33 protein-coding genes are annotated in these 26,418 nt (G+C 58.1%); 16 read left to right on the plus strand and 17 right to left on the minus strand.

Annotated elements, in window-relative coordinates; all coding sequences use genetic code 11:
* Positions 1–9: 9 nt before the first annotated feature.
* Positions 10–399 carry a hypothetical protein gene (locus PX52LOC_RS30920; RefSeq protein WP_149113697.1) on the minus strand — a complete coding sequence of 130 codons (390 nt, stop codon included), beginning with the start codon at positions 397–399 and terminating at the stop codon, positions 10–12.
* Positions 400–566: 167 nt separating this feature from the next.
* The gene (locus PX52LOC_RS30925; protein WP_149113698.1) at positions 567–1,127 is read right to left on the minus strand and encodes a type IV secretory system conjugative DNA transfer family protein; all 561 of its coding nucleotides are present in this window, start codon (positions 1,125–1,127) and stop codon (positions 567–569) included.
* On the opposite strand from PX52LOC_RS30925, the gene PX52LOC_RS30930 reads away from it, so the two are divergent.
* Both PX52LOC_RS30930 and PX52LOC_RS30935 read left to right on the plus strand, forming a co-directional pair.
* On the plus strand, positions 1,126–1,587 hold the full coding sequence (locus PX52LOC_RS30930) for a hypothetical protein (protein ID WP_149108791.1): 462 nt from the start codon (positions 1,126–1,128) through the stop codon (positions 1,585–1,587). The two genes, PX52LOC_RS30925 and PX52LOC_RS30930, sit on opposite strands and share 2 nt — an antisense overlap.
* Before the next feature lie 58 nt (positions 1,588–1,645).
* Positions 1,646–2,787, plus strand: a protein-coding gene (locus PX52LOC_RS30935; protein WP_390635889.1) for an IS630 family transposase whose coding sequence is annotated in 2 segments (ribosomal slippage) — positions 1,646–2,084 and positions 2,084–2,787 — 1,143 coding nt in all. Because the reading frame shifts where the segments join, the coding sequence is not laid out codon by codon here.
* On the opposite strand, the gene PX52LOC_RS30940 is transcribed toward PX52LOC_RS30935, so the two are convergent.
* Both PX52LOC_RS30940 and PX52LOC_RS30945 read right to left on the minus strand, forming a co-directional pair.
* Positions 2,766–3,920 carry a type IV secretory system conjugative DNA transfer family protein gene (locus PX52LOC_RS30940; protein WP_149113699.1) on the minus strand — a complete coding sequence of 385 codons (1,155 nt, stop codon included), beginning with the start codon at positions 3,918–3,920 and terminating at the stop codon, positions 2,766–2,768. The genes PX52LOC_RS30935 and PX52LOC_RS30940 overlap by 22 nt on opposite strands.
* Before the next feature lie 167 nt (positions 3,921–4,087).
* A complete protein-coding gene (locus tag PX52LOC_RS30945; RefSeq protein ID WP_168219308.1) occupies positions 4,088–4,939 on the minus strand; it encodes a ParB/RepB/Spo0J family partition protein in 852 nt (283 codons plus the stop codon).
* Between the two features lie 249 nt (positions 4,940–5,188).
* Between PX52LOC_RS30945 and PX52LOC_RS30950 the strand changes: the two genes are divergently transcribed.
* From PX52LOC_RS30950 to PX52LOC_RS30985, 9 genes are all read left to right on the plus strand, one after another.
* On the plus strand, positions 5,189–6,103 hold the full coding sequence (locus PX52LOC_RS30950; protein ID WP_149113701.1) for a hypothetical protein: 915 nt from the start codon (positions 5,189–5,191) through the stop codon (positions 6,101–6,103).
* Between the two features lie 1,488 nt (positions 6,104–7,591).
* Positions 7,592–7,786 carry a hypothetical protein gene (locus PX52LOC_RS30955; protein ID WP_149113702.1) on the plus strand — a complete coding sequence of 65 codons (195 nt, stop codon included), beginning with the start codon at positions 7,592–7,594 and terminating at the stop codon, positions 7,784–7,786.
* 135 nt (positions 7,787–7,921) lie between these two features.
* The gene (locus tag PX52LOC_RS30960; protein ID WP_218575189.1) at positions 7,922–9,211 is read left to right on the plus strand and encodes a DUF4942 domain-containing protein; all 1,290 of its coding nucleotides are present in this window, start codon (positions 7,922–7,924) and stop codon (positions 9,209–9,211) included.
* 121 nt (positions 9,212–9,332) lie between these two features.
* Positions 9,333–9,542 (plus strand): hypothetical protein, encoded by a 210-nt coding sequence (locus tag PX52LOC_RS30965; RefSeq protein ID WP_246173518.1) that lies wholly within the window; start codon positions 9,333–9,335, stop codon positions 9,540–9,542.
* 22 nt (positions 9,543–9,564) lie between these two features.
* Entirely contained in the window at positions 9,565–9,891 is a 327-nt protein-coding gene (locus PX52LOC_RS30970; protein WP_149113704.1) for a hypothetical protein, read from the plus strand.
* Positions 9,888–10,031: a hypothetical protein gene (locus PX52LOC_RS41180; protein WP_168219309.1), complete on the plus strand. Its 144-nt coding sequence runs from the start codon at positions 9,888–9,890 to the stop codon at positions 10,029–10,031. The genes PX52LOC_RS30970 and PX52LOC_RS41180 overlap by 4 nt, the downstream gene beginning before the upstream one ends.
* A complete protein-coding gene (locus PX52LOC_RS30975) occupies positions 10,028–10,327 on the plus strand; it encodes a hypothetical protein (RefSeq protein WP_149113705.1) in 300 nt (99 codons plus the stop codon). The genes PX52LOC_RS41180 and PX52LOC_RS30975 overlap by 4 nt, the downstream gene beginning before the upstream one ends.
* Complete coding sequence (locus tag PX52LOC_RS30980; protein ID WP_149113706.1) at positions 10,324–10,506, plus strand: hypothetical protein; 183 nt, start codon at positions 10,324–10,326, stop codon at positions 10,504–10,506. The genes PX52LOC_RS30975 and PX52LOC_RS30980 overlap by 4 nt, the downstream gene beginning before the upstream one ends.
* A gap of 164 nt (positions 10,507–10,670) precedes the next feature.
* Complete coding sequence (locus PX52LOC_RS30985; RefSeq protein ID WP_149113707.1) at positions 10,671–11,171, plus strand: hypothetical protein; 501 nt, start codon at positions 10,671–10,673, stop codon at positions 11,169–11,171.
* Positions 11,172–11,315: 144 nt separating this feature from the next.
* Here the strand turns inward: PX52LOC_RS30985 and PX52LOC_RS30990 are convergent, their stop codons facing one another.
* Positions 11,316–11,744 (minus strand): hypothetical protein, encoded by a 429-nt coding sequence (locus tag PX52LOC_RS30990; protein WP_149113708.1) that lies wholly within the window; start codon positions 11,742–11,744, stop codon positions 11,316–11,318.
* Positions 11,745–11,949: 205 nt separating this feature from the next.
* On the opposite strand from PX52LOC_RS30990, the gene PX52LOC_RS30995 reads away from it, so the two are divergent.
* Positions 11,950–12,186, plus strand: coding sequence for a hypothetical protein (locus tag PX52LOC_RS30995; protein ID WP_149113709.1), 237 nt, complete (start codon positions 11,950–11,952; stop codon positions 12,184–12,186).
* On the opposite strand, the gene PX52LOC_RS31000 is transcribed toward PX52LOC_RS30995, so the two are convergent.
* Together PX52LOC_RS31000 and PX52LOC_RS41185 are read right to left on the minus strand one after the other, a co-directional pair.
* Positions 12,183–12,488: a hypothetical protein gene (locus tag PX52LOC_RS31000; protein WP_149113710.1), complete on the minus strand. Its 306-nt coding sequence runs from the start codon at positions 12,486–12,488 to the stop codon at positions 12,183–12,185. The two genes, PX52LOC_RS30995 and PX52LOC_RS31000, sit on opposite strands and share 4 nt — an antisense overlap.
* A gap of 214 nt (positions 12,489–12,702) precedes the next feature.
* On the minus strand, positions 12,703–13,389 hold the full coding sequence (locus PX52LOC_RS41185) for a GP88 family protein (RefSeq protein ID WP_390635896.1): 687 nt from the start codon (positions 13,387–13,389) through the stop codon (positions 12,703–12,705).
* Between the two features lie 657 nt (positions 13,390–14,046).
* On the opposite strand from PX52LOC_RS41185, the gene PX52LOC_RS41190 reads away from it, so the two are divergent.
* The 3 genes from PX52LOC_RS41190 to PX52LOC_RS31015 all read left to right on the plus strand — a co-directional run bounded on the left by PX52LOC_RS41190 (position 14,047) and on the right by PX52LOC_RS31015 (position 17,414).
* Entirely contained in the window at positions 14,047–14,220 is a 174-nt protein-coding gene (locus PX52LOC_RS41190; protein WP_168219310.1) for a hypothetical protein, read from the plus strand.
* Positions 14,221–14,479: 259 nt separating this feature from the next.
* Positions 14,480–14,881, plus strand: coding sequence for a DUF3268 family zinc-finger domain-containing protein (locus PX52LOC_RS31010; RefSeq protein WP_261345044.1), 402 nt, complete (start codon positions 14,480–14,482; stop codon positions 14,879–14,881).
* 172 nt (positions 14,882–15,053) lie between these two features.
* Positions 15,054–17,414 (plus strand): protein kinase domain-containing protein, encoded by a 2,361-nt coding sequence (locus PX52LOC_RS31015; protein ID WP_149113711.1) that lies wholly within the window; start codon positions 15,054–15,056, stop codon positions 17,412–17,414.
* Positions 17,415–17,439: 25 nt separating this feature from the next.
* Here the strand turns inward: PX52LOC_RS31015 and PX52LOC_RS31020 are convergent, their stop codons facing one another.
* The 10 genes from PX52LOC_RS31020 to PX52LOC_RS41200 form a co-directional block, all read right to left on the minus strand.
* Positions 17,440–17,838 carry a hypothetical protein gene (locus tag PX52LOC_RS31020; protein ID WP_149113712.1) on the minus strand — a complete coding sequence of 133 codons (399 nt, stop codon included), beginning with the start codon at positions 17,836–17,838 and terminating at the stop codon, positions 17,440–17,442.
* On the minus strand, positions 17,822–20,485 hold the full coding sequence (gene mobF / locus PX52LOC_RS31025) for a MobF family relaxase (RefSeq protein ID WP_149113713.1): 2,664 nt from the start codon (positions 20,483–20,485) through the stop codon (positions 17,822–17,824). The genes PX52LOC_RS31020 and mobF overlap by 17 nt, the downstream gene beginning before the upstream one ends.
* 18 nt (positions 20,486–20,503) lie before the next feature.
* Positions 20,504–20,866, minus strand: coding sequence for a hypothetical protein (locus PX52LOC_RS31030; protein WP_149113714.1), 363 nt, complete (start codon positions 20,864–20,866; stop codon positions 20,504–20,506).
* Positions 20,867–21,057: 191 nt separating this feature from the next.
* On the minus strand, positions 21,058–21,396 hold the full coding sequence (locus PX52LOC_RS31035) for a hypothetical protein (protein ID WP_149113715.1): 339 nt from the start codon (positions 21,394–21,396) through the stop codon (positions 21,058–21,060).
* A gap of 125 nt (positions 21,397–21,521) precedes the next feature.
* Positions 21,522–21,974, minus strand: coding sequence for a single-stranded DNA-binding protein (gene ssb, locus PX52LOC_RS31040; protein ID WP_149113716.1), 453 nt, complete (start codon positions 21,972–21,974; stop codon positions 21,522–21,524).
* Positions 21,975–22,184: 210 nt separating this feature from the next.
* Positions 22,185–22,991 (minus strand): IS5 family transposase, encoded by an 807-nt coding sequence (locus PX52LOC_RS31045; protein WP_149111503.1) that lies wholly within the window; start codon positions 22,989–22,991, stop codon positions 22,185–22,187.
* Positions 22,992–23,125: 134 nt separating this feature from the next.
* On the minus strand, positions 23,126–23,584 hold the full coding sequence (locus PX52LOC_RS31050) for a recombination protein NinB (RefSeq protein WP_149113717.1): 459 nt from the start codon (positions 23,582–23,584) through the stop codon (positions 23,126–23,128).
* Positions 23,585–23,717: 133 nt separating this feature from the next.
* The gene (bet, locus tag PX52LOC_RS31055) at positions 23,718–24,683 is read right to left on the minus strand and encodes a phage recombination protein Bet (RefSeq protein ID WP_149113718.1); all 966 of its coding nucleotides are present in this window, start codon (positions 24,681–24,683) and stop codon (positions 23,718–23,720) included.
* A complete protein-coding gene (locus tag PX52LOC_RS41195; RefSeq protein WP_168219311.1) occupies positions 24,683–25,186 on the minus strand; it encodes a siphovirus Gp157 family protein in 504 nt (167 codons plus the stop codon). The genes bet and PX52LOC_RS41195 overlap by 1 nt, the downstream gene beginning before the upstream one ends.
* Before the next feature lie 187 nt (positions 25,187–25,373).
* A complete protein-coding gene (locus tag PX52LOC_RS41200) occupies positions 25,374–25,721 on the minus strand; it encodes a hypothetical protein (RefSeq protein ID WP_168219312.1) in 348 nt (115 codons plus the stop codon).
* Positions 25,722–25,954: 233 nt separating this feature from the next.
* On the opposite strand from PX52LOC_RS41200, the gene PX52LOC_RS44175 reads away from it, so the two are divergent.
* On the plus strand, positions 25,955–26,338 hold the full coding sequence (locus PX52LOC_RS44175; protein WP_390637575.1) for a GIY-YIG nuclease family protein: 384 nt from the start codon (positions 25,955–25,957) through the stop codon (positions 26,336–26,338).
* Positions 26,339–26,418 lie beyond the last annotated feature (80 nt).

A 26,418-nucleotide genomic window follows, 5' to 3' on the forward strand; every position in this document is an offset into this window, starting at 1 on the left:
GAAACTCCTTCAAAACAGGGGCGGGCGATCGTTTGACCCGGAGCGATTCCGGGCTTCGTGCAGTGCATCGGCCTGGTCGGCGCGAATGTACGTCTCGCGGCGAGAGATCCAGTTCATCACCATGGCATGGCCTAAGCCTGCGGCAATCAGCCATGCCCCGAGGGCGTGATCCGCGTCGCGGATGAAGAAGCCCGAACCCACGGTGATGGCGGCTTCGAGATAGCGGGCCCGGTGCGGGTCGGTGAACCAGCGGGCGAATATTGACGTTCCGATGTAATTGCTGTGAACGCTGCCATCGCGCTTGGCCTTCCCGGCTTGCAAGGCGGTCAATAGCAACGCAACCGGGGCGAGGCCGTAGGCGAGGAGTTCGCTCTGGCCGAACAAGCCCCACAGGAACATGAGAGCCAATCCCATCCATGTCGCCGGGGAAGATGCCTGCCGCCATCCAATCGAGTGAGGGGCGGAGAAGCAGGTGCGGATCGGTGCCGAGCCAATGGACGCCAATACGAGAAAAGCGGTCTTACGCTGGGCGTGCGTCATGCCCTCGCGGGCTTGAGTTTGCGGGCTCATAGTCGCTCCTGGGTGAAAGTTACCGGCACGAAGTTGTAGCCGGTGGACGGAAATACGGTTCCGGCTTTGATGTGCAGGCAATCGACTTTGAAGCCATGGCGGGCAGAGCCGGTGCGCATCCGAAAAAGTTCGCTCGGCTGAATCACGGCCTCGTAGATTTCGGACACGGACGCGCTGACTTGGGGGCCATCGGGGCCGCCGTTGTGGGAACTGCCCGAGTTGTTGGCAAAGGACGTGCTCGAAGAAGTCGTGAATTTTCGCTCGCGGCCCATACCCTCGCAAACCCATTTGGCAGTACGGGGCGTAGGCAAAGCGACGAAAATGGAGGCCAGGTTACCGACGAGCGCGTCCACCTTGTCCTCGGCATGGCCGCCAGGGAACGCTCCGAGGATCGATTCATAACCTTGAACCGCGTAAACTAGTGGCTTGTCACGCTTTGTTCGGCGGAAGGGTAAGTAGCCGTCGTGGAGGTGGGCGCGATAAGCTGATACCCGCATCAGGGATGCCGTACCCCCTTTGACCACGAGAGCATAAATGGCGAGTGCAGCGAGGGCCATGGCCGCGATCGCCGCGGCGATCGCGATCGTCCTCCCTACGCCCGGCTGCGGGGCTCGTTCGGGCCCGACCACGTACCAAGTTGCTCGGTCCGATGACGGGCGGTGCGAGTGCGAGGTCATCGAATACGTCGACGCGAAGGACTACGGCATGATGCTGGACCTTCGGATCGCCATGGACGGCCGGGAGGTGCTGGGCCGCTCGTACCTCGGGAATAAGCCTTGGGTCGGGAGTACGAGGCAATTCGTCGTCGGCCGGGTGGGGGCGTTCTACTGCCTGTCCGTGGCCGGGCACCCAGGGTACGCGCTCGCCGCCACGGACGCGACCACAGGGGCGGTCTGGTTCCAGTCCACTGACGAGCCCAGCCGTTCCATTGACGACACCTTCGCGGCCACCCCCTCGTGGCCGAAGCTGACCGACCTCAACTGGATGAACGCCTTCGTCCTTGCCGCGGGTCGGTAATCGGCGTGAAATGAACCGGCCCCGCCCCGCGCCCTTGCTCCCCGGTAGGATGCCCGCCATGCCATGCAAGCGATACGTCGTGACCCTCACCGGCGAGGAGCGCGGGCGTCTGGACGCGCTGACTCGGGCCGGAAAGCGGTCCGCCCGGACCGTCACACGGGCCCGCATCCTGCTTTTGACAGACCAGACGGAAGGCGGGCCAGGGTGGGAGGACCGGCGGGTGGCCGAGGCCCTCGGGTGCGGGCACCGAACGGTCGAACGGATTCGGGAGCGGTTCGTCACCGAGGGCATCGACGCCGCTCTCGCCACCCGGGCCCGGACTGCCCCGCCCCGACCGCCGGTCCTCGACGGGGCCGCCGAAGCGCGGCTGGTCGCACTGGCGTGTTCGGCAACACCGGACGGCCGCAAGGCGTGGACCCTGCGGATGCTCGCCGACAAGCTGGTCGAGTTGGAGGTGGTGACCGCCGTGTCGTATGAAACGGTCCGGCGGACGCTGAAAAAAATGAGCTGAAGCCGCACCTGCGGGAGCAGTGGTGCCTGCCGGGCGGGCCGTCGGGCGAGTTCGTGGCGCGGATGGAGGACGTACTCGACGTGTACCACCGCCCGTACGACGAGGATCGCCCGCTCATCTGCATCGACGAGCAGCCGAAGCAGTTGGTGAGCGAGACCCGGGTGCCGCTCCCGCCCCGGCCCGGCTTACCGGCCCGGTACGACTACGAGTACAAGCGGGAGGGCGTGGCCAACCTGTTCATGCTGTTCCAGCCGCTGCTCGGCTGGCGGTACGTCATGCCGACCGAGCGGCGGACGGCCAAGGACTTCGCCGAGGTGCTCCGGTGGCTGGCCGAGGACCTGTACCCGGATGCCGATCGCCTGGTGCTGGTCACCGACAATCTGAACACCCACTCGACCGCCTGCCTGTACGAGGCGTTCGACCCGGTCCGGGCGCGGCGGATCGCCGAGCGGCTGGAGTGGCACTACACGCCCAAGCATGGGTCGTGGCTGAACATGGCCGAGATCGAGTTCGCCGCCCTGTCGAAGCAATGCCTGGACCGCCGGATCGGGACGATGGCCCGGCTCCGCAAGGAGGTGGCCGCCTGGGAGGAGGAGCGGAACGAGCAGATGGTCGGAGTGAACTGGCGGTTCACCACGCCCGACGCACGGGTCAAACTCCGCTCACTTTATCCGTCAATCAAAGCGTGACGGCCTACTAGTGTGCCGCGGAACTGGCGTGACATGCTGATAAAGGTCTGGTCGTACTCGGTGAGGACGTTGGCCGCCTCATCGGCGCCGATCAAATGCGGGAGTGTCTCCGGCTTGATGCTTCGTTTCAGGATTTCAATCTCGACGAGGTGCTTGATCCCGCCGGCAATGAACTGACCGACTTGCTGCCAGGCGGAGTATGGGAAGTCAACGATGATGATGGCGTTCCGCGCGATGGCGTCGGCCAGGTTGAACGTCGATTCCGAAGCCAGCACCTTCGACGCAATCCCGGTGGACAGCACGTCAAGCACGCCGGTCAGGAAGGCGGTTATGATGGAGCGAGTTTTCGACGCGAGAGTGCAGATCTCTAGGGTGATGTACTCGTCGCAAATACGGAACGATTCTTTGCGGCCATCGGCATTGCACCTCGCAAAAGCCGTGCGTAAGCAATGCGAGCAATATTTATCCTTCCACGAAGCGAGTGTGAGGTCTTTTGGTGACCGTGGCAGGCTGTGAACCACCGCGAGGATATTTGCGGGCGTGACCGGCTCATCGGCCAGGAGCAGCAGCAGGATGACGACGAAGGCTTTCCGCTTGTACGAGTTAACCCAGAACTGGTCATCACCACCACCGGACTTCGCCCCTGACCGTGAGGAAATCTCGGCGAAAACGTCTAACGCTTGGGACATCATCCGAGCCATCGTGACTTCGTCTGCCGCACCCATTCGAAACGAATCGAAAAAATTCAGCCGATGGGCGGCCGTCTGGTCGATGACGATCACATCCTTCTCGCGGCCAGTTTTCTTGGCCATGGCGAGATAGTCGGCACGGTCGGAGGGCTTGGCACATAGCAGCGTGAGGCCGAAGCCCGACTGCATGGCGTTCCGCAGAATAGTGAACAATGGTCCACTAGTCTTGCCGGAGCCTGTTTGGCCGAGGATAAGACAGCCCTGGACGATGTCCCGGTTGCAGTACGGGACGCCCGTGTTGAGCTCCAAGAAGCGATTGTCGAGGACATCGTTTGTGCCGCCTCGGGCTAACTTGCCTGTGGCCGCCCGTGACGTGTAGACGCTGTGCGCAACCAGCGCAAGCGCGCAGAAGCACAGCGATGCCGTGATCAAAATCTCGTTCATTCTCCACCTCGATCTCATGGGTAACACTCCAGTTGGTTCGTGTGAATGAGGATCGGCGCGCACGCCGGAACAGAAGCGGCGCGAGGCCGCCAAAAAAGAGGGCTCATGGTTGTTGAGTTCCGAGAGAGAAACCCAGCCCCGCGATTGGGGCTGGGTGGTTGGCAGGGTTACTTTGGCGGCAGGTTACCCTGGGCGAGCAGAGCCTTTGGCAGGTCTTCCATGGTGTAGCCGAGAGCGAAGATCTTAACGGCGATCTTGACCACCTCGCGGCACGCACACTCCAAATCTTCCGGTTTGGCGTCGATGGGAAGTGTCCAAGAGAAGCATCCCCAGCGGATCACGATGAACATTCCGCGAGATTTCTTCTTCGGCTTCAACAGCGCCTTCACCTGCGCGAGCGTGTACCGATCTTTCGGCCCCATTCCCGAGAAAAACTCCAACGCTTCCGGCTTCGCCCGCTTCAACTCTGGGCTAGCCTGGAAGGGTAACTGCTTGTCGTGGATGCGTTGCTTTAGATCAGCAGGCAGGGCATCGAACGCCTTCAGCCGAGAGGCAACTGAAGCCGATACGCCGAACTTTTCCGCCGCCTGCGAGATCGTGCAGTCGTGCTCTTTGGCGAAGTCAGAGATGAGCTTCGCCGTCGAGGCAGGGTCTCTCTTCTCTTGGGTGTCCATCGCCAAGACGGCGGCGAGTTCCTTCTCGTCCGTGTCAATATCCTCGCGGATGAAGACAGGGACTACCTTCAGGCCAGCCTTCCTCGCCGCGCGTGCACGACGGTTGCCGCCGAGAATGCGAAACATTTTCGAGATGATGAGCGGTGAGAGCACGCCGTTTTCCTTGAGGCTCTCCGTGAGTTCGTCGAGCGATAGACCTTTCGGCTTCGTCGCTTCTCCGTCAGGGTCGCGGTCGTATTTGGCCACGAGGTTGTCGATGGGAAATTCAGGCACGTAGGTGCCGTTCGTGTTGCCACCGGCCAGTTGCTGTCTCTCGATGCGCGTAGCTTCCAATTGCGGCACCATGGCAGTCCTCCAGAATTGGGAATGGGGATGAAGGTGGCGGGAGGTGAATGCGAGAATCACCTCCCGAAGAACTGTTCGCCCAGGGCGCATGAAGGTCAAACGTGTTTTCCGCTCACTCAGGCTGATCGAGTCCAATGGAAGAGAGGGTGGAATTCTGCCTAAAAACCATGGATTGCTCTTGTGATGTTGTTGAGGATCATTCTTTAATTCACGAACCCGCCTGCTCCCCTACCGTCTCAGGAGCGATTCATGCAGTCCTTTAGTCTCTTTGCGGAATCGAAGCTCAAGGAGTTAGGAAAGAACGTATCCGATCTGGCATACGAGGTCGGTTACGGGAAATCCATCGCTTACAAGTGGATGACTAGCAACAGGTGGCCCCGAGAGGCCTTCGAGAGAATCTGCCTTGCCTTGCAAATCCCCGCGATGACGCCGGATGAGGCAGAGGTAGAGTACGAGATGAAGTTCTTCTCGTCGCCGAAGCGGCCTGCGACTGACCCGTTCGGTATCCTCGACCGGCTTCGAGATTTGCCCCCGACGTCACTCCGCGCTGCCAACGATTTGGTCATGGAAGCTTTCGGGCTTCTGAACAAAAAACACGCCGTCATCATCGCGACCACGACGCTTATTCCGGCTCCGTTCTCCACGGAGCCTGGTTCCAAGATGGCCGCCGCCGTCTGCCAGGCGATCAAAAACGGGTGCTGCTTCCTATTCCACACGCCCGACGTGATCAAGGTCGAGCAACTCAAAACTGACTTCGGTTCTAGCGACGGCGTGGAAGAGGTGGCAACTTTCAAAAGCGGCTTCACACGGCTTCGGAACCGTCTGATCGACGTCTTGGAGGCAGAAGGAGAGCTGGAATGGGAATCAAGAGCCGATTGTCACCTCCAAATAGTAGCCACGCAGGGAGCCTTTGACTTCGTGAGCGCGTCTGAAACGACGACGCTGATTTCTGAAAGCGGCGGCCAGACGAACTGGACGAAGCGGGTACTCAAGCGTACGCCCGGAACCCTCGGCAGGATCGACGTGCAGCCGCCGCACGACTTGAACGAAACGCGGATGCGCCGCTTCTATACGGCACTGACGCGCACCAAATTTGCTGACGGAACCCATGCCGAGAAGATGTTCCGTGACGAGTTTTGCGCGAGGCTTAGCGGTCACGCTTGAGCATGAAACTGTGTACTTGCAATCGAGACAAAACCGTGCTCTACCAAAAGAAACCCCGGCAAAGCTTCCACTTGCCGGGGCTGATTGCGACTGTAACGGCAGAACGCAACCGGTAGCTACCAGTGCCTTTTTGCCATACCTGGCAAATTGACGCAAGCGCTTTTTCCCCATGTGCCGTTCCCGGTTGCTGCTTCCCGTACCCAAAGCAGATATTTGTAGGCTCTGCTTGCCCAGCAACCTACGGCATGTACCGCATGGACACGGAGTAACGGGCGCTGTAGGCGAATGTTCTCGCAGTCAGAATAGCCTACGGCGTGGGTGCGCTCAAAAAAGCGCCCAATGCAGACGCCGCCTGGCGAGAAGGTGGTGGCCAGCGATGGCAAGGTAACCGAGTATGCTGCCGAAAGGCATGAGCTGACAGGGTGACAACCTCATGCTCAGTCCCCCATTGCGGGGATGCAGAAAAGGGCGGAGCTATGTCCCGATGGCAGGATTGACCTGCGTCACCAGACCAGCTGGCCGAACTCCGAAGGGAGCCGCATCGGGATCAACCCCACTCTGCCTACGTCAGTAACCCAAGTGGGACTTGAGCCTTCGTCAGAGCGGGGACAGCCTACGCCGGGCGATCAACCCCGGCGGCCTCCAGACCAACCCCCGCTACGCAGTGATCGGTCTCAGAGGTCTTGAGCGCCCACAAGGGTCAGGCACAATCCTGCGGGGCCTTGCGGGCAAGACCATGTGAGGAAATACTCAGCATGGCCTTTCTCGGCTCGATACCAAGGGCATCATCGATCGAGGCGATACTCCACCCGTTACCGGGTATGCCCTTGTTCATCCTGACGGACGCCAAGCACACGAACCTTGCCCGAAGCCGAGCGGATTGTCAACGCATTGAGCCTGGATAGCCTTCCCGGCGGGGATGAGAATGACTGCGCTTCCAAAAGTCCCGATGGCAAATTTCGCCCGCTACGGTAATATTCTGCTATGGAAGAAATCACACCGCCCCCGTTGATCCACTGCCAACGATACGTACAGGGCCTGATCTCCCAGCTTTGCCGAGTCCTCGATCATCCCTCCCAGGCCCAGGAGGCTATGGAACTGGCGGAGCAAACGGGGTTCAAGCGGATGCTCGACATGGTGGCTAGAAAGGACGACCCGCCGCAATCGGGGGACGAGTGGTTCAGGTCGCAGTTCCATTGAGCCGGTAGCCTGATCGACCGCCGCACGAAGGCGTCGGCACATCTCTGTCGTTGGGGCATGCTGCCCAGGTGAACGCAAGGGGCAAGCGCGAGCGTCGCCGAGCCACTAAATTCCCCGCTAACGCTCCTCGCGGGCGCTGACGCTCCAATTTAGCGTCCCGCCGACCCCGTGCCTTCACCTCCCCTGCCATGCTTCGTTCCTTCGCCGCCCTCCGGGGTATGTTCGCGGCTTTTAGCCGAAACATCCGCCCGAAAGGCGGTCTCTCAACCAAGTGAAGGAGACAATCCCATGAGCACCAACCAGTACCTATACCGCAAGACCGTAACCGAATCGATCACGTTTGTGGGTAAACCGCAGGAGGCGACCCGCCGCAATTTGATTTCGGAAGGCTTCACCTACGACACGAAAAGCCGCCAGTGGTACCGCTCAAACAACGACACCGCGGTCATGGAAGAAACCGTTGCGGCCACGAATGCGGCGTAGTAAACAGTTGGGGCCGGAGTGGATTCCGGCCCCGTACACCACCAACACATTGAAAGGGTAATGGTGATGCAATGCGAACTTAACTCCTCTATCGAACAAGAGTCAACAGCCCAAGACAACGGGTCGCAATTAGCCATGCTCCGGCGTTTGCCAGACGTGATTGCCGAGTACGACGAGAAAAAAGCTGCCCTTCCAGATGCCGTCGCAGCCTTCGAGGCCGCCGGAAGCGCCGTCAAGCTTGCCGCCTGCGTAGGTGGGACTTGGGGTGAAACGAGCATCGAGACCGGCAGTGTGTACGAGTCCCGGCTTGCCGAGTCGCTCTTGAAATCGGCATGGCGGCACATCTATCGAGGCCTACGGATCGACTCCATTGCCAGCGCGGCCGACAAGCGGCGATTCGATCAGGCGATGACTACCCCCGCCCCGTTCACGCTCGAAAACATCCGGGCGACCTTCGGCGACTTCCTGCTTAACCCGCGCGCAAACATCCTTCGGGGCCTCGCCGAGGTGTTCTGCGACCTCGACCAGGCGTACAAATCGCACGACAAGGTAAAAATTGGCGTGGTCGGCTTGCCCAAGCGGGTCATCATCTCCGGCTGCTCCAGCTCCTGCGGATGGGGGCAAGACAAACTCCGAGACGTGCTCAACGCTCTAGCGGCATATCAGCGAAAGCCCTTAACCACCTACCAAGAGCTTACCGCGCTGTTCAAAACTGAGAACGCCCTACTTGTCGAGTGGAAAGCAACCGACCACCAGGGAACAGAAATGACGTACCCAGCCCGAGGAGTCCGTCTTCGTCGATTCTCCAACGGTAACGGTCACCTTTTCTTCGAGCCGGATGCCTTGCGCGACATTAACATGGCGCTCGCGGAATACTACGGGGACGTTCTGGCCGACTGCACGGAAGAGAAACCCACGGAGCGCCGGGCGGGCACCGAAGTCTCAAAAGACTTGCAATATTACCCGACCCCGGCGGCGGTCGTCGAGCGGGTCCTGGGTGATGTTTACATCCGCCAAGGCGAGCGGGTGCTTGAGCCGTCTTGTGGCTGCGGTCGGTTCCTGGATGCCCTGCGGCAGGCAGGAGCTGATGCGGTCGGCGTTGAGGTTGACCCCGGCCGCGCGGCAATGGCTCGCTCCAAAGGTCACCGCGTTATGCTGGCGAATTTCCTAGAAACCGTCCCCACGGGTGATTATGACCACGTCGTTATGAACCCGCCCTTTTACGGAAAGCACTACGCCAAGCACGTCAACCATGCCCTGAAGTTCCTGAAGCCAGGCGGCAAACTTACTGCAATCCTGCCCGTGACGGCCCGATACGATCACGGGTTGCTAGATGGCCGGTGGTCAGACCTGCCGGTGGGGTCGTTCAGCGAGAGCGGCACGAACATCAACACGACCGTGTTGGCAATGTGGGCTGCGGCATAAATGCAACAGTGGCGGGGTTTCGGCTCCGCCACCTTAAATAATGTTTGATTATCACACATAAACGCTTTACGGTCAGTCTTGTCAGGCAATGACGCCGACCACATCGAAAGGAAATCCGATCATGTCCCAATTCAAATACCAAGAGCAATTCGCAAGTGACCTGACTGCATGTTGGCTGAAAGGCGACCGCAATCACGTGCGGCTCACCATTCGCGGATTGAAGAACAAGCCGCAGGCCTCGTATGTCGCTGCACGGATTGCATTGAATCTGGTTGAGGAAGGCAAGGCATTCGCCGGTGACTTCGTGAACTTCATGCATCCCAATCAATAACCCGTATCAAGGAACTGACAACATGTGCGTATCAAAAGTATTCATACCTACCGAATGGGATGCGACCCCATATGGCGACCACTGGGCATTTGCCTACACGACCGACACAGACGAACGGGAAGATTACGACTTCACGGTCGAGTTTCATGAGTCAGCAGGGGAAGAGGAGCAACGTTCAGTAATACGTTTGCTGGAAATGGCCCCTGCCATGCTGGAATCACTGCAAGAGTTGACCCGAATCATCGAAGCCTTCACTTACACCACCCAACTTGGCCGGACGCAAAAGAAGCGGTTGGATCGGGCGAAGGCAGCCATTGCCAAAGCAACCGGAAAGGGATTAGCCGCATGAGCCTGACCCGATGTGCCGAATGCGACACGATCCACGACACGGATGAGCATCCCGAAGGCTACTACGATCAACACGGCAAAGCCCGCGAATACCTTTGCGAGTGGTGCGCAACCGAAGAAGATGAGGAGGATGAGTTATGACCGAGAAAAAACCAGCAGTCGTGATGACCGCATCGGGACGTGTCAAGGAACACCCTTTCGGGGCGGACATCCGGGAAATCCTTGACGCCATCTTCAACGAACACCAGCGGGCTGGAAGTGATTGGGATAGGCCGACCAAACTCTTCATCGGCGGGGACTGCATCGTCGCCAGCGGGTTGTGCGACATCGCATGGGAGTACGGACGATTCAGCCAGAAGAAGATGGACGAGATGGACGAGGCACTCGACGGCTGGATCGCGCAGCGGTTTGGATGCAAGGAGAGAATCTCCGCATGACACCAGCCCGTTTCTGTACCCTCGCCGCTGTCATCGCCGGACGCTTCTGGCGTACTCAACTCCCGCCGTTGATCGGCAAAGGCCGCTGGATGGTCCGCACCTACGCCAGCGGCGAACGCCCGATCCCGGAGACGGTTGCAAAGCTGATGGAAATGCTGGCAAGTCAGTCGAATGACTAATCGCTGTTGGTGACGCTCGCCCCCACCCGGCGGGCGCTCGCCTTCGGCTCGCTTAACCTGCGCCGTTGACACTTCCGCTGATCCGCACTACCCCTCAAATGCTTGTCCGTCGTTTCCTTTCGGGTATCGGCGGGCAAGTTCAACCCGAAACGAAAGGACACCCCATGGCCCGGAAGAGAGCCACTGCCCAGGCGGCAGCCACCCAAACCAGCGAAGCGACAAGCCAACCGACCGCCGGCGACGCATACGACCAAGCAGCCGAACGGCACGAACAGGCCCGGCAGTCCGCCGAGCAACTCGCGGAATCAACCCGCATGCCCGAAGCCGCGAACGCCCAGCTGCGGAAATTCGCCCCCGACCCGATCAACTTCGAATCCGTCAGCCTGACCGACCGAAACGGCGGGCCGAAGATGACGCTCTACCGCAGCAACCGCCGCCAGGAACTCGCCATTCACTTCGACGAGAAGCCGGACGCCAAGTACACGGCACAGCTCCGCGAAGCTGGATTTCACTGGGATCGGGACGACGCGGTGTGGAAAAAGCCCATCGTTTCGGAGACAAAATGGAAGGATCACCTGGACGCCGAGAAGACATTCAACGCGATTGCGAACGCCATCCGTGCCGACAACGGCCTGGAGCCGACGAAGCAGATTGGCGTCTCCTAAATCGCCCCCTCCCTCACCCGCTCCCCCGCTCAAGCTGAGCGTCCGAAGCCCCGCCGCTTAGGCCACGGTATGTCGGTCGGGCCACTATTCGCGCACCCGACCGACATACCGCGACCACGCGACGGCAGAGCATCCGAAGCAAAGTCACTTGGCGAAGACCTGAGCCAAATCCTTGACCGCCTCGACCCCGTACTGATCCACTAAATCCTTCACCTGGCGCACGAACTCGACCGTATCGCCCTTAGCGGCCTTCCCGGTAGGCTTGGCCTCTGGTTCCACCGTCTTGGCCGTCCGCGACTTCTTTCCCTCGGCCTTTTTCTTTTCCGCCGTCTTGTACGTGCTGAACATGGCGGTCGATATTTCGATCCCGAACTCGGACTTCAGATAAGCCACGCCGTCAGAAGGGCTTTCTTTCCCGGCGGCGAGCGCCTTGCGCACCGCTTCGGCTTTGGTGATCGTCCCGGCAAGTGTTTTTGGGGTCGCCTCGTCAATTGTCGTCGCCACCTCCGCCGGGGCGGGTGCGGCTGCGGGTTTGCTCTTCTTGGCGGCGTCAGCCGGTTTCTTCTTGGCCATGCTCAACCTCATGATGAAAGGGGTTCAGATCAATATTGCCTATGTATCCGGCCATACAGATGGCGAACAGAGCATTAAGTCGGGAGATTTGCGGAAGATTTGCTCAAAGCTCGGATTTTGCTGGCGGTGCTGCCCGTTGACGCCAGGTCGCTCCAAACCTAATGTCTTCTCCCTCGGTCTGAGACGAGGTGAAGTGGAGCGAACCATGACGATTAAAGAAGTGATTGCGGAACTGACGGCGAAGTACCCGAAGGCGAAGCTAAGTCCGTCCGTGCAACACGGAACGGCTCTCACCCGAGCAACCAAGCTGAAATTCAAGAAGGAGAAAGGCTTCACGTTCGTCGGCAAAGACACCGACGGAACGGAGGTCATGGTGTACTACAACGACACCGCCGATGCGATCTCCTGCACCGAGATCGAGTCGTTCAGCGAGGATGACTAACCCGTCGGGGCCGAACTATTCGGATCGGGGCTTTCGGTCAACACCACGTCCTGGAACCGCTCGCCGACGGAGTTGTAGAAGAGGATCTTGTCGTCCTTCGCGCTCCACACGGCCGACGTGCGGAGCATCCGCGGCCCTTCGACGTGGAAGGCGTAACCCCAAATTTCGTCACGGCGTTTGAGCGGCGTCTTTACGAACGGCGTCAGATCGTAGTCCAGGTTGTCCCGTTGGCAAAGCGTCGCCCTCACGTAATGGATCAGATCGTCGAAGGTGGGGAGAGCCGTCGTCGTCTTGGTGTGCATGGCGGAGATGATCGGCAGGAGGCGGAGACGGCATCGGTTGGAAAGTTTGCCCGGCGGCCAATGTGCGAGATCGGCCAACAGCGTGTGCCGAGAGTAATGAATGGGCAGGAACGGCCAGCTGGGAATTCCACCGGTTGCAATCTTTTCCTGGATCATACGGGCTTCAGAGTGCCTGGGAATTCTCTCATCGCTGCGAAAACTCTCAGGCACCCGTCTACTCCCAACACTTCCGGCAATTTCCGCAATTCACATCCTTCGCCTTCTCTGATGGCCCTTCGTTTGGGCACAACACCGAAAGCGGAATCCGTTTCTTGCGGAGACGCCGGACTCGAAAGAGCAAATCGACCAGCTCCGGTTGCTCATCCTCGCCGACCTGGAGGTAAGCGAGTCGAACGCCGGGCGGGATTGAAGCGGGCACGCCAGTGTCGCCGTCGATGCTGTACCAGATTCTGGCCTGCCGAAGCTGGGCCATTTCTGCCAACACCGGGGCGATGTCGTCGATGCGATGCGACCTCGTGTAGAGATAGAACCGCACCTTTGGACACGCACGCATAATCGCCAGCCACTTCTCTGCGTAGGCCTTGCTGTACAGATCTCCCGAGCAATGAGCGCGAAGGACAATTACGCCTTTGCTTCTCACCTCGGCGATGACCCGTTTCACAAAGTCGTCACGCTGCGACTGGTCATAGTTCCAAGCCAGTCGATCCTTGACAGGCTTGAACAAATAGCGACCTCTCCGGCAATAGCACGCGCTTTCACAAACGGGCGATCTTCCGGGGCACGTCACCACAGCAGGCAGGTCGAAATGATGAATCGAGCTGCCAAGCTTCTGATTTCCTTGGAGAAGCAATCCTCTCACACAAGCAGTCATTTGCATGACTCCGCTCGCGTATAACCCCATGAATCACTTGTGAAACGCTCAAAAGTGAAGGGGTACGAGCGCCCAGTTGGCTCACGAAATCATGCTTCGCGCAAGCATGAAGAAACCTCTTGCAACGCATTTCAAAATGCGCTACGGTCCGGGCAATGAAGAAAGAATCCAGACACCAAGATTAACTAGGAGGGAAAGATGACGGTGAATGCAGAATTGGCGGACAGGTTGGCGAAGCGGCTTTATCCACATCCAGAGGTTTTCAAGTATCTGAGGGACCACGTTGACGTGCGTACCGGAAGTGACCTGGAATGCTTCGAGTTGGACCTTCTGACGGAGATGGTCGAGGTGCGGCTTCGGAAGAAGCTGGCGGCAGGATGATTATGGCTCTGACGGCGCGTGAAAGAAGTACCGACTCGGCATCCTTGGGTAAAGGGGCCGAACAGGGAACCAAAGTAACTGGGCTGTGGCTTACCCACCAGAAGAATGCACACGGAGTTACCACCCTCCGCTCTCTTCGGCTGGATGCAGCAGGTTCGATCCCTGCCAGAGTCCTCCAGTTTATGGCTGCGGTGGCTGTGCAACCAAGCACGAGGGACTCACGGGGTCGTGGCGGGATTGCCGTTCGACTCGGCGATCCGGTCCTGTTGGGATGCCACCGCAGTCACCAGAGAAACGGATAACGGTATGAGTGAAGACAAAAACATCTGCATCGACTGCAAAAGAGACTTTCGGGCCACCCGCGACTGGCAACGCTTCTGCACCCCCGTCTGCCGACTCCGCTCCCACCGCCGCAAGCAACGCGAGATCGAAGCCAGTGTCGTTGAGCAGAACCGTGTTGCGAGCGCGAGCGTGTTGTGAGAGAGATCATGGCACGCCGGTGTTCACGTTGTATCGCTCCTCCAGGTTTCGAGCCAACACCCGAGACCGAGGACATGAAACGCTGGGTTAATGAAGGCCGCCGCACAGCGGATGACGCCGTGTGGTCCTGTTTCTTGACTTGCACCGCAGATGCAATTCGGAACAGAACGACGAAGGGATGTCACGGGAGCGCAGTCTACTTCGGGGCGATCAAGCCAATAGCCGGAGAGCAGAACCGCGTGGCGAGCGAGAGCGTGTTGTGAACGCGTCGCGAACCCTATATTGCTGCGCCTGTCAGGCCGATGTGGCCGCCCGTCTCACGGACGGTCGTGAAGTATATCCCCACCGGGCCGACTTGGGCGACTTGCCCTTTTGGAAGTGTGACATCTGTCTCAACTATGTCGGCTGCCACCACAAGACCAAGGACAGGACGCGGCCCCTCGGCAACATTCCTACCAAGGAGCTGAAGAACGCCCGCCAGCACATCCACCGCATCCTCGACCCCATCTGGAAAGAGGGGAGGATGGCTCGCGGGAAATTGTACGCTCGGATCGCGGCCGAGCTTGGCGTTGAGGAGTATCACACGGCAGAGATTGCGAGCATCGACGAAGCGAGAAAGGTGGCCGTCCTCGTGAGACGCCTTGCAGTCGACCTGCGGTGACGAGCTTAGCTAAAGTAACGGCAAGTCGGAAAACTTGACTGTCAAGGTCGTCGCCAAATTGACGAACTCTGGGAAGGTTAATAGGATTGAGCCTAGCAAGAATAATCAAGCGATCCAGAGATCTTTCGATCTATTCGCATTCTGAATAGATAACTCGGAAACGGTGCGCCGAATGTTTGACAAAACCCAGGTGACCTACTTAGCATTACGTGAGATTGTTAGCGAGAAGACAAGGCCGATCATAGCATGGATTGGAGCAGGAGCAAGCGCACCAGCCGGGTTGCCGTCCTGGAAGCATCTAAAAGAGCAAATGTGCGAAGCCCTCGACGCCAAAGGCATTGCAAAAATCGGTGAGGACAAAGTACGGAATGATGCCCAAGCAGCACTGGTAAGGACGGAAAAGGATTATTGGGCCTCGTTTCAGATGCTCAAGGAATTTCTTGGCAAAACAACCTATCGTGAAACTATACGTCATGCATTAAAAAAAGCCGAATCTGCCACTATACCAGTAATATACGATTACCTATGGAAGCTTGGCGTTAATGGGATTTTAAATCTTAACATTGACCCTCTTGCCAAGCGAAGTTATAGCTCAGCGCGCCCCGGGAAGACACTTCATGACTTTGCAGGCAAATATGCCGCAAGCCATATGCATGTATTGCGATCCTCGCATCCATTTATCGCCTATCTCCACGGCCTCCTTGACGATGAATCAAGTTGGGTCTTCACTGCAAGCGAGCTAAATCAGCTTTTCGCCACGTCAGGCTACAAAGAGCTAATTACCTCGCTAGCATCAACTGCAACCTTAATATTCATTGGGATTTCGGCCGACGACACAGCCGCTGGCGGCCATTTGACTCGTCTGCGTGATCAGAACATCGATTTTGGCACGCATTTTTGGATTACTGATAGAAATGATTCCAGCGCCGACAAATGGGCTGAGGAGTCCGGAGTAAGAGTGATACGTTTTGCAAATGCCGACCGCTCGTTTGCAGAACTCAATCAGTTAATCCGCGACCTCGTCACCCACATCCCCCCGGAGCAAACAGCTGACCCTGTCGCTCCATCCGTACGTTCTACACATGAGCGGCTTGAGCTGCCACTCCCGGACGAATTAGAAAAAAGACATCCCGAGGAGATTCGTGAATTGTTAAATGACGCCGCGTCCGCAATTCTTGCAAAAACAGACGAAGCGAAATACTTAGAATATGAAAAACTGTGCAGCACATATGACAGCTCGGTCTACAAAGCATGGTATATCCGATCGACTCCTCCGGGAAATGTATTCGCTGGATACACGATAATTGAAGAAGTTGCGGAGGGCGGTTTCGGGACCGTATACCGTGGTGAGGATATCAACAAGCGTCAAGTTGCAGTCAAGATATTGCATGAAAAGGTCCGCCGCAAACTCGATATGCTGCAAAGTTTCCGGCGGGGTGTGGCAGCAATGAACATTCTAAGCGGGGCAGAAGTCGCCGGAATAGTCCCATACATCCGAGCCTCGGAAGTCCCGGCATCAGTTGTAATGGATTTCGTGGAAGGGCCTAGTCTAGCAGAGGCAGTGGAGAAGCGACTCGTAATAGAATGGGCGCAAATCCTGCGAATCGCAATTGATTTAGCGTATATTCTTAAGACTTCCCATGGACTGCCCCAGCGAGTGCTTCATCGAGATGTTCGACCATCTAATATTATGATTAGAAATGGCTATGTCCCAGACCCCTCTGAGTGGGAAGTAGTGGTACTTGATTTCGATCTTTCTTGGCATAAGGACGCCCTTGAACTCTCAGTAGGCCCTGGTAAATTTAGCTCTGGCTATCTGTCTCCTGAACAGCTTGTTGGGGACACAAAGACTTCGACGCGAAATGCACTGGTTGACTCTTACGGCCTGGGCATGACGTTGCTTTTTCTTAGGACGGCAAAGGCTCCAATACCATTCCAACACCGTCACGGCGAATGGAATCATCTTCTTGGCAAGTATGCGAATGAGAGTCCATGTCGGTCATGGCTATCTCTACCTAACAGATTTTTCCGACTAATTGAGCAGGCGACTCTAGAAACACAATTAAAACGATGGGGAATGACTCAGATCCACGGAGAGCTCTTAAGCTTACAACAGGCGATTCTCCGTCCTGCCGAACTCCGGTCTGCTGATTTATTAGCTGAAGAAATCGCATATCGATCTTTTGGGCTAGGTTACAAATGGGACGTGGACAAATCGGTGGCAATAATGAGCTCCCCCACAGGTCTGACAGCGAGATGTGTGGCTCACGAGAGAGACCGCTCAATCGCCATTGAGGCTTCTTGGAAGAAAACCGGGAAAGAGCAGCACGCTCGCATTAAGCAATGGATTTTTAATGCAGCGGACAATGCACGTTCACAATTACAAAAATCATCCTGGTCTAAAGTGACATCTGATCGCAATCAATCAGAAGTCACTGTCCGCGCGATTGTATCCACTGAGACAGCTGCACAGCATATGAACACGATTACCAGTGGCTTTATAAAGTGTCTTGATGCTTTAAATCCTGATTAATCAGACGAGATTTGTGTGTAATGTTTTAATTTGAGATTACTTCTACACGAAATTTTGTGACAACCGGCCGTTCGCTCATTCCGGGCGACCGGTTAGTCGTACTAAAATTCCGTTCTTCACCGCCAACGATGGCCTCGACGAACTCCCGTTTGTGCTGATTCAGCATGTGCATGAGGCAGTCCTTCGATGGAGCAAACAGCCGTCGCCCTTCCAGAATGACCCGGTGGCCGCTGAACTCGACGACCAGGCAGTCCTTGTCCACGAACAGCCGATAAAGGTGGGAATACTGAAACGAGTACGGCACGCCGTTCTGGTCGATGAACGTCACGCCGAGGCAGGGCTTATGCGTGGTACGGTCTTCCCCACCCTCGGAGGCCTTCGCCATCTGCCGCAGGTGTGGCGGAATGTCATCGTTCGTATCCATAGTCGAGTTCCTTTCGGGTGTGAGTTAGCGATCTGACTTGCTGCTTGATCTTGGTGGCGACTTGCCGGACGCGAGACATGAACGTTGCGCGATCCCTTACGGGATTCACCGGAACGGATGGTGTCACAGTGACCGACTCAGGCGGGAACAGGTCTTGAGCGTTCGCCTTCACCCTTTCCTTGGCCGCCACCTCGCGGAGGGCCTGCGCGTCGTCGGTGTAGACGTACACCTGGGAACGGCCGCGCGTGGCCGAAACGTAGAAGCTTTCCATGCTCGCCGCCGCGAAGCTCGACACCGGCATGTCCACCAGGACGCGATCTACGGTTCGGCCCTGCGAAGCATGCGAGGTAGATGAGTACGCATAAGCGAAATGCCCCACGTCTCTCGCGATCTCCCAGCCGTTACTAAGCTTGATTCGGCCGTCCTTGCCGAACCCGGTGACGGTGTAGATGGCTCCGTTGGTGAGTTTGTGGTTGCCGCTGGCATCTTTTGCCGACCCAGTGATGCGTATCGAATCACCGGCACCGAGGCGGATTGCCTCTTCTCGATAGAGACGATGTTTCCCGCTTCGTCCCGCCAGATCAGATAGGTTGGCTCCGTCCACGACAGCGCGCTCACCAGCCTTGTGATGTCCACTAGCTCTGACAAACTGGGCAACGAGCCCCGGCTCGTACACCTCGGGCTTGCCTTGCTCCGCCTCGGTAAGATTGAGCGGAACCAGCCGTTTAAACTCGTGTTCTTCATCCGTGATCGTCCCTTCCTTCTTCAAAGCCTCCCGGATGGCTTGATTCACACTCTGCCCTTCCGCGTGCGTTGGTGCAACCACGACGACGCTCTGCTTGCTCTTGACCGCCTCGACGTACTCGGCCGCCAGGAGCCGCATGCGTTCCGTGTAATCGGCTTCCGTCACCCACCCCATCTGGTCAAGCAGGTCGATGGCCTGGCCTGACCGCCCCTCCGAGAGCCGTTCCGACACGGACTTGTAAAGGCCCGATTGGCGCACCACGTCGGTGATCTCGGCAACCGGCAGTGACGCCCACTTCTGCATCGCCCGGAACGGCGAACCGGCTTCAACCGCGGAATGTTGTCGCGCATCGCCAACGAAGACCCCTCGCGCGCCGATTTTCTTCATGACGCCGAGCAGCTCCTGCATCTGCCGGTTGCCGACCAGGCTCGCCTCGTCGAGGATCACTACCCCGCCCTGCACCGCCTGCTGCATGCGTTTGTCCACCAGGAACCGGGCGACCGTGGCGGCGCCGTCATCGACGTCGAGCAGCTGATCCTTCGCCGTGTTCGAGATGGCGACCGCCTGGACGGAAAGCCCAGCCTGGCGGAAGGCATCGGCAGCGACCTTGAGCGAGGTGCTCTTTCCGGTTCCCGCAGCGCCCCTCACCATCGTGATCCGGTCGCGGGAGCCAAGGACGTGATTTACTGCCGCCCGCTGGCCGTCATTCAGATGATCCATTGCCACGCTCGGCTCCACCAGGTCGACGACCGCCGCGACCGTGCCCTTGCCGTCGCGGGCGAAGCGGATCATGTTGCGTTCACGGCCCAGCTCGACCTCGGTCGTGCATTTGTCGCCCTTCACCAGCACCCCTGCCCCGTCCATCGCCTCGCGCACGCCGTCCAGGTCAACGCCTCCGACGCCGTAGCGGAGGGCTTCCTCGACCAGCTTGCGTTCGCCGACGACAGCCGACCGCTCGAAGGCGTGGGCAACGGCGTACTGCATGGCCTGGTCGTTGGTGGGCAGCGGGGTGTTTGGACTTGTGAGTAAGTTGGCTAACTGTTGCCGATCATGTTCATCGAGGCGGCCCTCCCACAGCGATTGCAGCTGCTCGACCGAGATGTGAGGGGCTTTGCGTTCCCGCGTCTTGCCGCCCAGCTCGGCCTTGAACTGAGCCTTGATCTTGCCCCATGCCTCGGCCACTTCCTCGATCAGCTTTGTCCGGCGGCTAAACTTGTCCACCAGGTCGTTGCTGACGTGCTCCAACTCCCAGAACCGCCCCTTCCGCCGGATGCCGTAGCCCAGGTCGGTCGCCCCCTTCGCCAGCCGCGCCATGAACACGGCCTCGTAGTACCACCCCTGGGCTTTGATCTCGCCGACCTCGACCGACCGCCACTTCCCCTCCGCAAACGTGGCGTTGAGCACCGTGGCGTGGGCGTGGAGCTGGCAATCGGGAACTCCGCCGACAGGACGGGCGGTGCGATGCACGTAGGTCGCGATCAAGGCGTTGCCGGATTTCTCTGAGACCATCTCGCCGCCCACGCGGTAGCGGGTGATCACATCGGCCTCGACATCCTTCATCGTCTCGGCAACGGCTTGCTGGAATACGCCCATGAGCCGGTCGTCGTGGCCGAGTTCCATCGCCAGGGTGTAACTTTTTGGCGCGCTCCAGGTAAAGTCGTACAACACACGGCGGTTGTGCTGGTCTTTCGGCGTGAGCCGCTGGCCGGTGTTCGGGTCGCGGTTTTCGCAGAGGGCGTCCCATTGCTCCTTCGTGACCTCGCCCTTGAGGCCGAGCAGCTCCGCACCCTTTCCGCTCCACACGCCGGGCAGCTCCTGGCCTTCGAGGTAGTAGTCGTGCTTCTGGGCGTCGAAGTACGCCTTCGCGGCCGAAGCGTTTGATTGGGACGTGATGCGGAGCATAGTGGCCCCTGACGGAGGTTAGATGAGGCCGCCGATACGGTTGCCACTGACCAGCGCGCCATAACCCGCCGATTGATTGGCAAATTGGCGACTGTACTCGGCTTGTTTCTGCTGCTCGAGTTCGCGGTATTTTTGCTCCTGACGCAAGCGGAGTTCACCGGCTGTTGTGCCCGCGACGAGGATGCTGACGATCTCTTTTGGGTTCACCACAACGATGGGGGCGTCGGCAATCGTAATGAGGCCGGAGTGCCCGGCAGACTGGTAGTTGGTGAACAGTTCGAGGATGGGGTCGAGAGAGTGGTAGCCCCGGACGTAGGTGCCCGTCTTGGTGGTCGTGGTAACGGTGTATGGGGTGTCATTGGATTCGATGTCGTCGGTCATGAGGTGTCCTTCCGAGATGGTTGAGCCGCAGATATGAAGAGATGCGGCAAGCCATCATTCGGGCAGATCGAAGGAGAAGTCAAGCCAAGAGAAGGGAGGAAGAGGCAGAAGAGTAATAGTTATAAGTTTCTTTCAGGCGTCTCGCACGCGCTTCACTTTGTGCCTGGTTTTCGCGCGAAAACCGCCCACCCTCAGTCTTCCAGCTTCGGCCAGTGAAACGGCTTGCCGTCTCGCTGGATGATGCGGCATCGAGCGCTCGGCTTCATGCCTGCGACGTATTCGAGGCCACCTTTGTTGTTCGGCCCGACCACAAAATCACCCTCTTGAATATCCAGCAGGTGCAGGCTGTCGGGGTGGATCGAGAACTCATGTACCCCAAGCGCCTCACGAGCCCATTGAACGTCGGATTCATCAAAGAGGGTTTCTGCCTGTTCGCTTTCCGTTTCGTCGATCAGGAATTTCATCCCAAAATGCTTCACCATCCAAGCCGCCGCCAGCGGATCGTCGTAGTAGTACCGTGCTTCTGTCATAATAATCCATTAGTCATCGTTAAAAGTGCAGAGGTGCATTGCCAGCATCCCCAGGCCGTAAATCGCAGCCAGTAGAAGCCAGAATATCGGGTCGCCCATAATCTTCATGATTCTCAGTAGGTTGATTAAAACGGAATCTCATCCTCGTCCATCGGGCCGCTAGACTGAGCTGAATACGCCCCAGGCTGAGCAGAACCATACCCCTGCTCACCGCCGTGGACTTCCTTCTTCCCATCGAGCAGCACCAGCGTCCCGTTGAACGCCTGGAGCACGATCTCCGTCGCGTACTTCTCGACGCCGGCCTGATCTGTCCACTTCCTCGTCTGAAGCGAACCTTCGAGGTAAACCTTCGATCCTTTGCGGAGGTAATCAGCCGCCACCTTGCCGAGGTGCTCGTTGAAAATGACCGCGCGATGCCACTCAACTTTCTCGCGCCGCTCGCCCGTTTGACGATCCTTCCACGAGTCCGACGTGGCGACGCTGAGGGTGACGATCTGCTTTCCATCCTGAGTCGTGCGAACGTCGGGGTCTTTGCCGAGGTTTCCAATGATTATTGCTTTGTTTACGCTTCCTGACATGGCCCTGCTCCTGCTTGTGTTGCGAGTTGATATGTGCTGGTGGTGCCGAACATGGCGTCCTGGCGTTCGACGATCATCCCTCGTGTTAGGAGGCGATTAACACTATCCGATGGCACCTGTCCGTGCCCTTCTACGAAATACTCGACAGCCCCTTCTTTAAAGAACCGGTGCAATTCCAGACCTTTAAAAGCTGTGACACAACCACCGCAGTTATAGGGCGTCGTGGATCAAGATGCGGTAGCAGATGACACTGGCAGCCAGGGACGCGAAGGCATCTCGCATGACGCCGAGGCGATCATACCGGACCCGCATCCGTCGCAGGCCCTTGACCCAACCGATGGTCCGCTCGACGACCCATCGGACCTTGCCCAGCCCGCTCCCATGAGGCGTGTTCCGCCGGCCGATCTTCGGCTCGATGCCGAGCCACCGCAAGATCCACCGGGTGGCATCGCTGTCGAACCCGCGGTCCGTGTACGCCTCGTCCGGCATCTCCTTCGGCCGGCCCGGCTTCCCGCCGACGCGGGGGAAGTCGAGGACCAGGGGGATGATTTGGGTGTGGTCGCTCTCATTCGCTCCGGCCGTGCGAATGGACAATGGCACACCCGACCGGTCGACCATCAACGTGTGCTTCGTGCCCGGTTTCCCGCGGTCGACGGGGCTCGGGCCGGTCGCCTCGCCGCCCCCGAACGCCCGCACGTAAACGGAGTCGATGACGACCAGGTCGGTGTCGAGCTTGCCCGCCTGGCGGAGCAGCCGGAGCAGGTCGACGTGCAACCGGTCCCAGATGCCGGCCTCCTCCCACGCCCGCAGTCGGCGGTGGGCCGTCCGGCCCGAGCACCCGAGTTCGGGCGGCACGTCGGCCCACCGGACGCCGCTCGCCAGGACGTACCAGATGACCCGGAGGACGGCCCGGTGGCCGACCCACGGCCGCCCGCCGCGTGATCCGACGGGCCGCTCGGGCGGCAGGTGGTGGGCGACGACCTCGTAGAACTCATCCGGCATTCGTGCACTCGCCATGGCAGGAACCTCCACGATGGGAACAGTTCCACCGCCGTGGCGCAAAGGCCGTGCCGAAAGGTTGTGTCACAGCTTTTTACCGAGCAGGTTGACGATGGCTTCCCGGTTTCTCCCAAGTCGTTTGATACTCGCCGTCATACTGGTGTTCCTTCCTGGTTGGCGTTAAGTTGGTAGTGTTCGTCCGGCGACGGGATGTCAAGGCCGTACTGGATCGCCCAGGCACGGATGCGCTCGACGTAGTCGCTGAATTCCATCGTGGTGAGCTTGGCCGACGAGCCGATCGTGTGCATCACTTCGCCGTCCGGTGTGACGACGACCTGCGAGAGCTTGCCGACGTGCTGCTTGAGAAACTCGTGAACGTCATCGGCATCGACCATGTTGCCCGCGTCGCGGAACATCTCGGTGACGCCGGCCACAACGCAGCCCCAGTAATACCTGTTCTGCTGGCCCGACCGCGTTCGCTTGCGCTCGGCCACCGTGAGGATGAGATGCTTGCCCTCGTGCTTGCGGATCGTCGCGGCAACCTTCTCGCTGACGTGCTGGGGCAACCTGCCGTTCTCGACCCGTCCTGTGAACTCGATGCCCTTGGTCATAAAGTCGAAATGATTAGCAAAATGACATAGATAACCGCCAGGAATGCCGAAATCGTCTTTCCCAATTCATCTCTCGCTGACCATGTGCCGACGGAGTAGATGGCGATTATGATTGCATAAAATTGCTGATCGGTCATGCTGCCGTACTCCCCACCCGTGTGTTCAGATCAGACCTGAGCCGCTCCATTTTCTTCTTGAGCTCCAGGGCGTCGGTCGAAGCGTTCGCCCAGTATTGCTGGAGGCTGCGGACGTTTTGGTCTTTCCAGAAGTCGAAAGCCTCAACGCTATCGAAGGCACCGACATACTCCATAACCCGGTCGGCGAACTTACCGAGGGGTACGAGCTGCAACCCCTCCGACATCTCGAAGATGGCCGGAATTGTGTCGTTTGAGGCGATCCGTTTGAGGCGTTCCTCCTTCTCGAATGCTTCTACCGCCTCAGTAGCTGACATGTCGAGGTACACTTTCGCCATCTCCTCTTGGACGTACAGCCCGCTCATGTCTTCCGGCCAGCCCCGCCGCAGCGCCTGGGCTTCGGCGCATTTGCCCAGCATGACGTGGGGCATATTCTTCCAGTTGCCGTCTTTCAGCAACTTCTTCCCCTTCGGCACCCGCTTCTTCTTCGGTTTGCCAGTGTCTTCCCACACGTCACCCGTGTCGATCCAATCGAACGCGGCGTAATCCAATGGCGCGAATTCGTCCCAGCGAGCTTCCCCCGCAACGGGATACCATTGCTTATCTGGTCCGTATTTGAACACCTTCACCACGGCGCGCACCAGGCCTGCCGGATTCGTCTCAGGGTCTTTGGCGGCTGGATCAAACTCGAATCGGGTCTCTTCCTCCGCCGGGCGGTAATCGCCGCATCGCTGTGCCTTGGCGCGGTAGCCGTCGATGCTCGTGACGATGACGAGTTGCCGCTTGTCGGGCTTGTCCTTGTTGTAAACTTGGGCAAAAATCTGCTTTTTGAACGGATCGAGCCCCTGTTGCTTGCAAATCTCGATGAAGAGGTTGAATTCGTCTGTGTTGCAGTCTTTTGCTACCGTGTGCTTGATTAGCGTGAGTTGTGGTGCGGTGTACCCGCGTTGAGCGATCTCGTTCATTACTTCCTCCTGATTGTCAGCGAAATGGTACCGTTACCGAGCGACACCCCCTCCAGCACCTCCCCGTCTTGAAGCACGGCTTCACGGACGGCTTTCTTGTCGAGCTTGGGCGGCTGCGGAATGAAGAACCTTGACGGGAGGGCCGACTCGTCGGTGACGACGATATCGGGTTTCTTCGAGGAAACGCTCAATGTCAAACACGGCGATGGGATGGTCTTCTCGCTGCGGATATCCATGCACTGTAGCACGATGGTGCGGAGTGCCTCAGCGGAGTGCAGCAGCCGCTGCTTGCGAGATTGCAGTTCCTTTATCCTCGCCTCTACTGCCTCGGCCTGGTGCTCCCGCTCGACCGCTTCCTCGGCCAGCTCCAAACACAATGCCTTGAAGTCATCGCACTCGTTCAGGCCGTCCGACAAGTCACTGAAATCGGCCGATTCTTGCGTGTAGCGAAGATCGCGCAGTTGCTTAATTTTTGAACGGATCGTCACCGTCTCTTCAGTCATAAGCGTTCTCTCTACGTTTGGCTGCATTGTCACAGATGCTTCCACATGTCCAAGTGAAGGAGGAGGAGCACCACGCAAGGCGCCGCGACAAGTGCGAACATGCCCAGGACTTCGAGGCAATACCTGAGAAACAGGGCTATCGATTCGAGTGTGGTAGAGACGGGTTTTGAGATGTGCATAAATCCTCCTATGCTGCGTTGAGACGATTAGCCGCCAGTTCGGCTGCCCGGCGAACTTCGAATTGCAACTGCCAGCGGGATTTCCAAAGGCCGATGTACCGTCCTGCATCCGAGAGCCGCGAAGAAATCCGCGACATATCATCGAACAACATGTCCGACACGGCATCATGGAGCTGGGCTTCCAGGTCGATCCAATTCTGCTCCGTGAGCGGGGACTTAATGCCATCCGGGCATTCGTCCTGGTAGCGGGCAACGCACGCGACCATCGCGTCCACGCAATTCTTGAGCTGCCCGTTCAGGTAGAATTGGTAGCTGACGGCTTCCTCGTCGGTCATTGAGTTTGAAGTGTTCGTCATAAAATCTCCTGTTGACTTGTTTTTATGTACAGTGTAACTATTGGGTACACTAAAGGAACAAATACAGTCCGTCAAGCGGAAAGTTACACAAAAGGTACATGCACTATGGCTAAGAAGCATTTCTCTATACCAGACAATATATTAGAGTGGCTGGAAAAGGAAGCAAAAGCCGCAGGAATGCGTCGGAGCCAATTTTTGGCACACCTGCTCATGAATATTATGCAGGCTCGCAAATGAGCGGCCTTCTGTACACGATAACTTGTATAGCCAATAATCGGCTATATGTCGGATGCACAACATACTTTCCGGCTAGAAAGAAGGCTCACTTGTACCATCTGCGGAAGGGGACACATGTAAATAAAGAGATGCAATCTGACTATGCCAGCTACGGGGAAGGTGCTTTTGTATTTGACGAGATCAAATACACCTCCGCATATATGGCGGAGATAAAACTAATACGGAAATATGCGAAAACGCATTTGCTGTATAACATCAACGGCCTTGGGTTTTCAACGAAAGGCATCAACAAAGATCGGATGAAGGCTCATTGGGAAAGAAAATTTAGGCATGATGCCCAGTCGCGAGCAAGGAAGGCCAACTCAGATCACAACTTTTAGGGAGTAGCTGGGTGCGCCAGCTCATCATCCGCACGGTTGAGGCCGAACTGGAGAAAGCGTGACGGCCGTTAACGACTTGT

It is taken from the genome of Limnoglobus roseus, from assembly GCF_008254045.1.
In the GTDB taxonomy this organism is placed as follows: domain Bacteria; phylum Planctomycetota; class Planctomycetia; order Gemmatales; family Gemmataceae; genus Limnoglobus; species Limnoglobus roseus.

Bases quoted from the DNA above. Each gene is read 5' to 3' on its own strand.
- PX52LOC_RS30920 (WP_149113697.1), bottom strand. From the start codon at position 399: ATGTTCCTGTGGGGCTTGTTCGGCCAGAGCGAACTCCTCGCCTACGGC.
- PX52LOC_RS30930 (WP_149108791.1), top strand. From the start codon at position 1,126: ATGGCCGCGATCGCCGCGGCGATCGCGATCGTCCTCCCTACGCCCGGC.
- PX52LOC_RS30925 (WP_149113698.1), bottom strand. From the start codon at position 1,127: ATGGCCCTCGCTGCACTCGCCATTTATGCTCTCGTGGTCAAAGGGGGT.
- PX52LOC_RS30940 (WP_149113699.1), bottom strand. From the start codon at position 3,920: ATGAACGAGATTTTGATCACGGCATCGCTGTGCTTCTGCGCGCTTGCG.
- PX52LOC_RS30945 (WP_168219308.1), bottom strand. From the start codon at position 4,939: ATGGTGCCGCAATTGGAAGCTACGCGCATCGAGAGACAGCAACTGGCC.
- PX52LOC_RS30950 (WP_149113701.1), top strand. From the start codon at position 5,189: ATGCAGTCCTTTAGTCTCTTTGCGGAATCGAAGCTCAAGGAGTTAGGA.
- PX52LOC_RS30955 (WP_149113702.1), top strand. From the start codon at position 7,592: ATGAGCACCAACCAGTACCTATACCGCAAGACCGTAACCGAATCGATC.
- PX52LOC_RS30960 (WP_218575189.1), top strand. From the start codon at position 7,922: ATGCTCCGGCGTTTGCCAGACGTGATTGCCGAGTACGACGAGAAAAAA.
- PX52LOC_RS30965 (WP_246173518.1), top strand. From the start codon at position 9,333: ATGTCCCAATTCAAATACCAAGAGCAATTCGCAAGTGACCTGACTGCA.
- PX52LOC_RS30970 (WP_149113704.1), top strand. From the start codon at position 9,565: ATGTGCGTATCAAAAGTATTCATACCTACCGAATGGGATGCGACCCCA.
- PX52LOC_RS41180 (WP_168219309.1), top strand. From the start codon at position 9,888: ATGAGCCTGACCCGATGTGCCGAATGCGACACGATCCACGACACGGAT.
- PX52LOC_RS30975 (WP_149113705.1), top strand. From the start codon at position 10,028: ATGACCGAGAAAAAACCAGCAGTCGTGATGACCGCATCGGGACGTGTC.
- PX52LOC_RS30980 (WP_149113706.1), top strand. From the start codon at position 10,324: ATGACACCAGCCCGTTTCTGTACCCTCGCCGCTGTCATCGCCGGACGC.
- PX52LOC_RS30985 (WP_149113707.1), top strand. From the start codon at position 10,671: ATGGCCCGGAAGAGAGCCACTGCCCAGGCGGCAGCCACCCAAACCAGC.
- PX52LOC_RS30990 (WP_149113708.1), bottom strand. From the start codon at position 11,744: ATGGCCAAGAAGAAACCGGCTGACGCCGCCAAGAAGAGCAAACCCGCA.
- PX52LOC_RS30995 (WP_149113709.1), top strand. From the start codon at position 11,950: ATGACGATTAAAGAAGTGATTGCGGAACTGACGGCGAAGTACCCGAAG.
- PX52LOC_RS31000 (WP_149113710.1), bottom strand. From the start codon at position 12,488: ATGCACACCAAGACGACGACGGCTCTCCCCACCTTCGACGATCTGATC.
- PX52LOC_RS41185 (WP_390635896.1), bottom strand. From the start codon at position 13,389: ATGGGGTTATACGCGAGCGGAGTCATGCAAATGACTGCTTGTGTGAGA.
- PX52LOC_RS41190 (WP_168219310.1), top strand. From the start codon at position 14,047: ATGAGTGAAGACAAAAACATCTGCATCGACTGCAAAAGAGACTTTCGG.
- PX52LOC_RS31015 (WP_149113711.1), top strand. From the start codon at position 15,054: ATGTTTGACAAAACCCAGGTGACCTACTTAGCATTACGTGAGATTGTT.
- PX52LOC_RS31020 (WP_149113712.1), bottom strand. From the start codon at position 17,838: ATGGATACGAACGATGACATTCCGCCACACCTGCGGCAGATGGCGAAG.
- mobF (WP_149113713.1), bottom strand. From the start codon at position 20,485: ATGCTCCGCATCACGTCCCAATCAAACGCTTCGGCCGCGAAGGCGTAC.
- PX52LOC_RS31030 (WP_149113714.1), bottom strand. From the start codon at position 20,866: ATGACCGACGACATCGAATCCAATGACACCCCATACACCGTTACCACG.
- PX52LOC_RS31035 (WP_149113715.1), bottom strand. From the start codon at position 21,396: ATGACAGAAGCACGGTACTACTACGACGATCCGCTGGCGGCGGCTTGG.
- ssb (WP_149113716.1), bottom strand. From the start codon at position 21,974: ATGTCAGGAAGCGTAAACAAAGCAATAATCATTGGAAACCTCGGCAAA.
- PX52LOC_RS31045 (WP_149111503.1), bottom strand. From the start codon at position 22,991: ATGGCGAGTGCACGAATGCCGGATGAGTTCTACGAGGTCGTCGCCCAC.
- PX52LOC_RS31050 (WP_149113717.1), bottom strand. From the start codon at position 23,584: ATGACCAAGGGCATCGAGTTCACAGGACGGGTCGAGAACGGCAGGTTG.
- bet (WP_149113718.1), bottom strand. From the start codon at position 24,683: ATGAACGAGATCGCTCAACGCGGGTACACCGCACCACAACTCACGCTA.
- PX52LOC_RS41195 (WP_168219311.1), bottom strand. From the start codon at position 25,186: ATGACTGAAGAGACGGTGACGATCCGTTCAAAAATTAAGCAACTGCGC.
- PX52LOC_RS41200 (WP_168219312.1), bottom strand. From the start codon at position 25,721: ATGACGAACACTTCAAACTCAATGACCGACGAGGAAGCCGTCAGCTAC.
- PX52LOC_RS44175 (WP_390637575.1), top strand. From the start codon at position 25,955: ATGAGCGGCCTTCTGTACACGATAACTTGTATAGCCAATAATCGGCTA.